Genomic DNA, 5,289 nt, shown 5'->3' with positions numbered 1-5,289 from the left:
GCCGAGTTCGTGCGCCGCATGGCGGGCGACCTGCCCGCCGACTGGCAGGCCGGTGTGGCCGCCGCGCTTGCCGCCACCGATGGGGCCAGGGAAACCCTGGCCACCCGCATCGCCTCGCGCAACGCCCTGAACGCCGTGGCTCCGCTGCTGCCTGAAATGATCGGCGGCTCGGCGGACCTTACCGGCTCCGTGGGCACCTGGCACAAGGATTCCAGGCTGGTCACCCCCGGTGACTGGGCCGGCAACTACATCTCCTACGGCGTGCGCGAATTCGCCATGGGCGCCATCATGAACGGCATGGCCCTGCACGGCGGCTTCCTGCCCTACGCGGGCACCTTCCTGATCTTCTCGGACTACGCCAAGAACGCCATCCGCCTGTCTGCCCTCATGGGCGCGCGGGTGGTCTGGGTGCTCACGCACGACTCCATCGGCGTGGGCGAAGACGGTCCCACCCACCAGCCGGTGGAACAGCTGGCCGGTCTGCGCCTGACTCCCAACGTGCAGGTGTGGCGCCCCTGCGACACCGTGGAAACCCTGTCCGCGTGGAAGGCCGCCGCCGAATGCGCCACCGGCCCCACCTGCATTTCGCTGACCCGTCAGGACGTGCCCTTCGTGGAACGCACCGCCGAGCAGCGCGCCAGCATCATGCGCGGCGGCTATGTGCTGCGCGACTGCGCGGGCACGCCGGAAGCCATCATCATGGCCACGGGTTCGGAAGTGCAACTGGCCCTTGCCGCCGCAGAGGCCCTGGCCGCCAAGGGCCGCAAGGTGCGCGTGGTGTCCATGCCGTCGTCCACCCAGTTCGACCGCCAGGACGCCGCGTACCGTGAATCGGTGCTGCCGTCCGCCGTGCGCGCGCGCGTGGCCGTGGAAGCCGCCGCCGTGGACGGCTGGTGGAAGTACCTGGGCCTGGACGGCAAGGCCGTGGGCATGACCGGCTTTGGCGAATCCGCCCCCGGCAAGGTGCTGTTCGAGTACTTCGGCATCACCACCGAGAAGGTCATTGAAGCGGTGGAGTCGCTTATCTAAGGACTCCACAAGGAGCTTTTTGCCCCTGCCTGACCGACCCGAAGGGCGCGAAGCGTGCCCGTTGGGCGAGCGTGCGAGTCCTGCGGGCATCGAGCGCAGAGCGGTCAGAACGCCTTTTTATTCCGGTCAAGCACGAGAAGCGTGCGCTGCTGTCTCCATCCGTAACACTCGCGCAAGCACTCGCGTAACGGCTGCGGCACGCTCCCCTCCATAAAAAGGCGTTCTTACTTGGCACAGACAAAAATCCCTCTTGTGGCAGTATTGCCAAGTGGGATGGTGGCGTACCGTGGACGCGCAGGACAAGCGCAGTACGGCCCCTCCCCTCGGTCTGGACACAGGGCGCGAACGTGGTAGGATGCCAAAACCACGTTCGCGTCTTTTCTTTTGCCAACCAAATCAAGCCAATCGAGCAGCAGAGGTATATCCATGGCCGTACTGAAGATGACCGACCTTGATCTGAAGGGTAAGCGCGTCCTCCTGCGCGAAGACCTCAACGTACCCCTGAAGGACGGCAAGGTGACCAGCGACAAGCGCATCCGCGCCGCGCTGCCCTCCATCGAAATGGCCCTCAAGGCGGGTGCCCGCGTGCTGCTGGTGTCGCACCTGGGCCGCCCCACGGAAGGGGAATTCGACGCCGCCTTCTCGCTGGCCCCGGTGGCCGAGCACCTTTCCAAAGCACTCGGCTTTCAGGTGCCGCTGGTGCGCGACTACATCGACGGTATCGAAGTGGCGGAAGGCCAGTGCGTGCTGTGCGAGAACGTGCGCTTCCTGAAGGGAGAAAAGAAGGACGACGAGGCACTGGGCCGCAAGCTGGCCGCCCTGTGCGACATCTTCGTCATGGACGCCTTCGGTGCGGCGCACCGTGCCCAGGCCTCCACCCACGCCGCCGTGCGCTTCGCCAAGGTGGCCTGCGCCGGTCCCCTCCTGGCGGCGGAGCTGGACGCCCTGTCACGCGCCCTTGACGCCCCTGCCAAGCCCATGGTGGGCATCATCGGCGGCTCCAAGGTGTCCACCAAGCTGACCCTGCTGGATACGCTCTCCAGTAAGGTGGACCGGCTCATCGTGGGCGGCGGCATCGCCAACAATTTCATCAAGGCCGCCGGGTACGAGGTGGGCCGTTCACTGTACGAGCCGGATCTGGTGGACGAAGCCGCCCGCCTGATGGCCGCCGCCAGGGCCGCCGGGGGCGAGATTCCCGTACCGGTGGACGTGGTGGTGGGGCCGGAATTCGCGGATTCCGCACCGGCCACGGTGCGCAGGGTGTCGGAAGTGAAGCCGGACGAGATGATCCTGGACATCGGCCCCGAAACGGCCAAGCTGTACCGCGACATCCTGATGCAGGCGGGCACCATCGTCTGGAACGGCCCGGTGGGCGCCTTCGAGGTGGAGCAGTTCGGCCAGGGCACCAAGGCCCTGTGCATGGCGGTGGCCGACAGCCCGGCCTTTTCGCTGGCGGGCGGCGGCGATACCGTGGCCGCCATCGAAAAGTACGGCGTGGTGGACCGCATCTCGTACATGTCCACCGGCGGCGGGGCCTTTCTGGAATTTCTGGAAGGCAAGACCCTGCCCGCCGTGGCCGTGCTGGAGGAACGTTCCAGCAAGGGCTAGCAAGCGGCAGGGTGCAGTGCTGGTGCATGCGGGCAACCCCGTGGGTGCACAGGCCTGCTGCATTTGTTTCACGCGGCGCGCTTCCGTTGCCATGGCGGCTTGGGCCTTCGGCAACAGGAGCGCGCCGTTGACGTTTCACGCTGCGTCAATGCATGGGGATGCGGCATGGACATTCATCCGACGCTCCGTTCCCTGTGGGTGCGGGCATGCACGGATATGCTACGGGTAGGGCGGGCGGGAGAACGCCCCCAGGCCGTTGCATTGCATCGGCAACGCGGGCATGTCCGATACGTTGCCGCACCGTGTTTCGCAACGTGCGTGCGGTGCGCGTGCCTTCAGGGACCGGACCGGGGGGAAGCGGCCACTGACGCAGGGTTTCTTAGCAGCGTGCAACATGGGTGCGTGATGCTGCGTTCATTTTACGTTCCTGTTTCCGGTTTTCCGCTACGCTGTTGTTGACTTGCTGTAGTTGCGGATGTAAGAGCGGCGAAGTGCCATGGCTGGCGCCGATGTTTCGGTGTCGTCACTTCGGCCCCGTCGTTCAATTCCCGCGGAGGTCCATATGGATGACTTTTTGAAGGAAGCCTTGGAGATCGTGAAGGCGCAGGCCAGTGTCCGGACCATGACGGAGGACGAGATCACCTCCATGGTGCAGAAACTTGCCAATGGCATTCGTGCCATCAGCCTTGGCGAAGCCGAGCCTGAAGAAGCGTGTGAAGCCTGCGGCGATCCGCGCAAGGCCGTGAAGGAAAAGTCCATCACCTGTCTTGAGTGCGGCAAGTCGTTCAAGATTCTCACCCGCAAGCACCTTGCGTCGCACGGCCTTGACGCCGTTGCCTACCGCGAGAAGTGGGGCCTCAAGAAGAATACCCCGCTGGTGTGCAAGGCGTTGCAGCGCGAACGCCGCAAGAAGATGAAGGACATGAAGCTTTGGGAGAAGCGGCGCAAGCCCGTTTCCTAGGCGGGAGGCACCGGCCATGTGCCGGACAGCCTCGGGAGGGCCGTTTGTTGCGGCGGCGCCGCCGAGAGTTCGCGACGGAAAAAGGCCGCCCTGCGTATGCAGGGCGGCCTTTGCCGTTGTTTGCAATGCGCTGTCAGAGTGTGCTCCACTGGCGTGTTTGCGAACAGGCGTGTCCCGCATGCGGCCCGTTGGCCCGCGGTGTGCACGATTGGTTTTTCTGCTGCATGCCGTGCACACGCGCAGGAAACGCAGAACCGCCCTTGCGGGCGGTTCGGAGTTTCTGCAGGTCGTGATGCGGAACCGGTCTCAGTTGTCCAGCGCGCCTTCGCCCACGATAAGCGAGCGACCGACGTCGCCAAGGTCACCGCCGGACCCGTCGGGGGCGGGAGCGTGTTCCGTGGCCACCATGCGGTAGCCGAAGCTGACGTATAGCGGACCCTGATCTTCGGGATCGCGGTAGAAGCGTGTTTCGAAGGGGATGGCGCCCTCGTCACCCACGGCGCGAGGCAGGTAGTCGTATTCCTCCGCGTCGAGCACCCGGCCCGAGGCATCGCTGAGGTAGACCATCACGGTGAGCTGCTCGTACCACTTGGCCCAGGCGGGCAGGGCGCCGGGCACAAGGCTGGCCTGCCCGCGCACGCCCACGGATTCCCGCAGCGGCACCACGCGGTAGGTGAAGCGCAGGTACTGCATGGAGACGGTTTGCGGGGTGTCGGGCTGCAGTTGGGCACGGGCAAGATGTCCCACGGTCTGTTTGCCGCAACCCGCAAGCAGGCCAGTGCACATCAGCAGCGCGGCCAGCGCGGCCAGCAACCGGAATCCGACGGGGCGTCCGACCCGTCCGGCATCGTTGCGGAAGGGGGAGTGCGAAAGGGAAGGCACGGGCATGGCATCTCCGGCGGTTGCGAAACGTGCGGTTGCGCCGCAAGGGGAATGGGCAGCGGCGCGGGTGGACCCCGCCGCGCGGAGGAGCGTTGTCGTCGCGATGTGACGCGTTCAGCAGGCCTTACGGCTTGGGCGGACCATAGACCAGCATTTCCGCCAGCGTCAAGGAAACCCGGGGGGAAACCCGGGGGGCGCTTCCCTTGCCCGCGCCCTTGGCGCAGTGTTCCATTTCCAGTTCCGCCAGGCGCCGGTAGAAGGGGGTGCGGTCCAGCGTGGGCACCGCCTCGTCGGGCTGACCGTCGGTCAGGCCGCAAAAGCGGTGGCAGCCGCGAAACACCTGGCGCTGCCCGTCGGGGCGCAACAGTACGTTGCGCGTGCCGTGCATGCGGCAGATCATCAGCCGATGGGCGTACAGGCCGCACAGCCCGTCGTCGTTGACGGGGCACATCACGCGCGGCACCACCCCCGCGGCCCGTGCGGCTTCGCACTGGGCCACCACGTCATGCGCGCGGCGCAGGTATTCGGCGCGGCGTGACTCCGACAGGGCCAGCATGCCCTTCCACAGGTAGGCCCACTCCACATGGGTGTGGTGCTGGAAGTGGGTGCGGCAACAGTTGTCCTCGCAGTCCGCGCAGGTCAGTCCGGTGGCGTGGGCGGTTTCCGCGTAGGCCCGCTCCATGTCGGCATACAGTTCCGCCAGGCGGGCGAAGACGCCGGGGCTCTTGCGTCCACCCTTTGCTGCCGGGCGGCCCGGCTGGGGCTGGCCCGCGGTGTTTGGTGCGCCAGGCACGGCGGCGGTGCGGCCG

The 5,289-nt window shown here is 66.4% G+C and carries 5 protein-coding genes; 3 read left to right on the top strand and 2 right to left on the bottom strand.

Annotated features, from left to right (window positions below; translation table 11 throughout):
- The 3 genes from FVW20_RS06885 to FVW20_RS06875 all read left to right on the top strand — a co-directional run.
- Positions 1 to 1,029 (top strand): transketolase-like TK C-terminal-containing protein (locus FVW20_RS06885; protein WP_307831409.1); only part of this gene is annotated, 1,029 nt, incomplete at its 5' end.
- A 426-nt stretch (positions 1,030 to 1,455) separates the two neighbouring features.
- Entirely contained in the window at positions 1,456 to 2,637 is a 1,182-nt protein-coding gene (locus tag FVW20_RS06880; RefSeq protein ID WP_196608849.1) for a phosphoglycerate kinase, read from the top strand.
- Positions 2,638 to 3,199: 562 nt separating this feature from the next.
- Positions 3,200 to 3,598, top strand: a complete 399-nt coding sequence (locus FVW20_RS06875) for a Ros/MucR family transcriptional regulator (protein ID WP_196608848.1) — start codon at positions 3,200 to 3,202, stop codon at positions 3,596 to 3,598.
- Positions 3,599 to 3,904: 306 nt separating this feature from the next.
- Here FVW20_RS06875 and FVW20_RS06870 read toward each other — a convergent pair whose 3' ends face one another.
- On the bottom strand, positions 3,905 to 4,486 hold the full coding sequence (locus FVW20_RS06870; RefSeq protein ID WP_196608847.1) for a hypothetical protein: 582 nt from the start codon (positions 4,484 to 4,486) through the stop codon (positions 3,905 to 3,907).
- Positions 4,487 to 4,604: 118 nt separating this feature from the next.
- A complete protein-coding gene (locus FVW20_RS06865; RefSeq protein ID WP_372434972.1) occupies positions 4,605 to 5,273 on the bottom strand; it encodes a hypothetical protein in 669 nt (222 codons plus the stop codon).
- Positions 5,274 to 5,289: the final 16 nt, after the last annotated feature.

This window comes from Nitratidesulfovibrio oxamicus, assembly GCF_015731765.1.
Classification (GTDB): Bacteria; Desulfobacterota; Desulfovibrionia; order Desulfovibrionales; family Desulfovibrionaceae; genus Cupidesulfovibrio; species Cupidesulfovibrio oxamicus.
This window is presented reverse-complemented; position numbering and strand designations above follow the sequence as displayed.

Bases quoted from the DNA above. Each gene is read 5' to 3' on its own strand.
- FVW20_RS06880 (WP_196608849.1), top strand. From the start codon at position 1,456: ATGGCCGTACTGAAGATGACCGACCTTGATCTGAAGGGTAAGCGCGTC.
- FVW20_RS06875 (WP_196608848.1), top strand. From the start codon at position 3,200: ATGGATGACTTTTTGAAGGAAGCCTTGGAGATCGTGAAGGCGCAGGCC.
- FVW20_RS06870 (WP_196608847.1), bottom strand. From the start codon at position 4,486: ATGCCCGTGCCTTCCCTTTCGCACTCCCCCTTCCGCAACGATGCCGGA.